Origin of the sequence: Micrococcus sp. HMSC31B01, from assembly GCF_001816085.1 — a bacterium.
Taxonomy (GTDB): Bacteria; Actinomycetota; Actinomycetes; order Actinomycetales; family Micrococcaceae; genus Micrococcus; species Micrococcus luteus.
Window position 1 is genome coordinate 1 of record NZ_KV824923.1, and the last position, 2,300, is coordinate 2,300.

At 75.1% G+C, this 2,300-nt stretch carries 3 protein-coding genes; all 3 read right to left on the reverse strand.

Features of this window, described 5'->3' with window-relative positions; all coding sequences use genetic code 11:
• Nucleotides 1-516 (reverse strand): heat shock protein transcriptional repressor HspR (locus HMPREF3105_RS01650; protein WP_070708623.1); only part of this gene is annotated, 516 nt, incomplete at its 3' end.
• Entirely contained in the window at nt 513-1,520 is a 1,008-nt protein-coding gene (locus HMPREF3105_RS01655; protein ID WP_069941130.1) for a DnaJ C-terminal domain-containing protein, read from the reverse strand. The genes HMPREF3105_RS01650 and HMPREF3105_RS01655, both read right to left, overlap by 4 nt.
• Nucleotides 1,521-1,588: 68 nt before the next feature.
• Nucleotides 1,589-2,251 (reverse strand): nucleotide exchange factor GrpE, encoded by a 663-nt coding sequence (locus HMPREF3105_RS01660; protein ID WP_070708624.1) that lies wholly within the window; start codon nt 2,249-2,251, stop codon nt 1,589-1,591.
• Nucleotides 2,252-2,300 lie beyond the last annotated feature (49 nt).

Below are 2,300 nucleotides of genomic sequence, written 5' to 3' on the forward strand. Positions count from 1 at the left end.
GAGGCCTGCGACGCCGGAGGGCAGCCTCCGCAGGCCGCTCGGGCAGGCCTCGCCCGCGGTGTCCGCCCCGGCCCGTGCCGCGGCGTGACGGCGGACGGCCATCCGGTCGGCGTAGCGGGCCGAGACGTCACCGCCGGAGCCCACGGTGAAGACGCGGGCCAGGCGGGAGGCGTGGTGGAGGCGGTCCACCTGGGCAGCCAGCTCGACCACGGTGTCCTGCAGCTGCTCGACCTCGCGCTGCAGCGCGATCACGCGGCGGATGCCCTCCAGCGAGATGCCTTCGCGGCTCAGGGTCTGCACGGTCTGCAGCCGCTCGACGTCGGCGAGGGAGTAGCGGCGGTGCCGTCCGTCCTGGCGGGCGGGGACCACGAGGCCGAGCCGGTCGTACTGGCGCAGGGTCTGCGGATGCATGTCCGCCATCTCGGCGGCCACGGAGATCACGAAGACCGGGGCGTGCCGGTCGGGACCCCCCTCGCGGCCCCGGTCCGCACGGGCGGCGCCGTCGCGGGCGCTCACCAGGCTGCCTTCCGGGCCAGCTCCCGCCGCGGATCGTCGCCGGCAGTGGCGGACTGCAGGGCCTCGACGGCGGCGCGGGCGTCGTCGTTGAGCGTGGTGGGCACGGTGACGCGCAGCTCCACGAGCAGGTCACCCGTCGTCGTCCCGCGCTCGACACCGCGGCCCTTCAGGCGCAGCACGCGGCCACACTGGGAGCCCGCCGGCACCTTCACCTTCACGGGGCGCTCCAGCGTGGGCACCTCGATCGTGGCGCCGAGGGCGGCCTCGGGGAAGGTGACGGGCACGGTGATGCGCAGGTCGTCCCCGTCCCGGTGGAAGAACTCGTGCTCGCGCACGTGCACGGTGACCAGCAGGTCGCCGCGGCCGGCCGCACCGGGCGCGCCCTTGCCGCGGGCACGGACCTTCTGGCCGTCGCGGATGCCCTTCGGGATCTTCACCTCGATCGTCTCGCCGTCCGGGGCGCGCAGGGACACCGTGGTGCCCTGGATCGAGCCGCGGAAGGAGATCGTGGTGGTGGCGGTGCGGTCCGCGCCCTTCGTGGGGCGCGGCCGCGCGTAGCCGGCGTCGCCGAAGCCGCCGGGGCCGAAGCCGCCGGGGCCGAAGCCGCCGGTCTGGCCCGCGGCGCCGCCGAACATCCCGCTGAACAGGTCCGACAGGTCGGGCCCGGACTGCGTGGTGCGGGGGCCGCCCCCGCCGCCGAACATCCCGCCGAAGACGTCCTCGAAGCCGCCGCCGTCGGCACCGCCCGGGGCGGAGAACCGGGCGCCGCCGCCCATCGCGCGGATCGCGTCGTACTCCTGGCGCTCCTGGGGGTCGCTCAGGACGGCGTACGCCTCCGAGATCTCCTTGAACTTCTTCTCGGCCGCCTCATCCCCGGGGTTCTGGTCCGGGTGGTGGGTGCGGGCGAGCTTGCGGTAGGCCTTCTTCACATCCGCATCGGAGGCGTCCTTGGACACCCCCAGGGTCGCGTAGAAGTCCTTGTCCATCCAATCCTGCGAGGCCATGGTGCCTCCTCTCGTGTGTATCGGTCAGGGGGTCGGCCGGCGGCGGGGTGGGCCGCCGGCCGACGGGGTCACTCGTCTCCGGCGGAGACCATCACCTGGGCGGCGCGCAGCACGCGGCCGTCCCGGAGGTAGCCGTTGCGGAAGACCTGGACCACGTGGTCCGCGGGCACCTCTGCGTGCGGCTGGCGCATCACGGCCTCGTGCACGGCCGGGTCGAACTCGACGCCGGCCAGGGCCTCCTGGTCGTGACGCTCGAGGCCGAGGCCGGCCAGGGCGGTGTCGAGCTTGGTCGCGATGGCGGCGAACGGACCGTCCGTCAGGTCGCCGGCGGCGCGGGCGGCGTCGATGTCGTCGAGCACCGGCAGCAGCGCCGTGACGGCCTTGAGCACGCCGGCGTCCCTGGCCAGGTCGCGGTCGCGGTCCACGCGGCGCTTGTAGTTCACGTACTCGGCCTGCAGACGGCGCAGGTCGGTCTCGAGCTCGGCCTCGCGGTCCGAGGCCGCGGGCTGCGGCGCCTCGGTCCCGGCCTCCGCGCCGGCCTCGTCGAGGATGCGCTCGGCCTGGGCGAGGGCGTCGCCGTCCTCGGCCTGCTCGGCCGCGCTCTCGGCGGAGACGCGGGGCTCACCGGTCTCGGGGTCGATGCGGCGACGGTCGTTGAACACGATGGGCTCCTCCTCGGAGCCGCGCTCGGCGTCGGAGGAGCCGTGCGGACGCTGCTGGTCGGCGCTCATGGTGTGTCCTTTCGAAGCGGGTGGGCGCGGCGGGTCCGCCGCGCGGGGG

What these genes read in the sequence shown, in the direction of transcription:
- HMPREF3105_RS01655 (WP_069941130.1), bottom strand. Translation starts at nt 1,520, where the DNA reads ATGGCCTCGCAGGATTGGATGGACAAGGACTTCTACGCGACCCTGGGG.
- HMPREF3105_RS01660 (WP_070708624.1), bottom strand. Translation starts at nt 2,251, where the DNA reads ATGAGCGCCGACCAGCAGCGTCCGCACGGCTCCTCCGACGCCGAGCGC.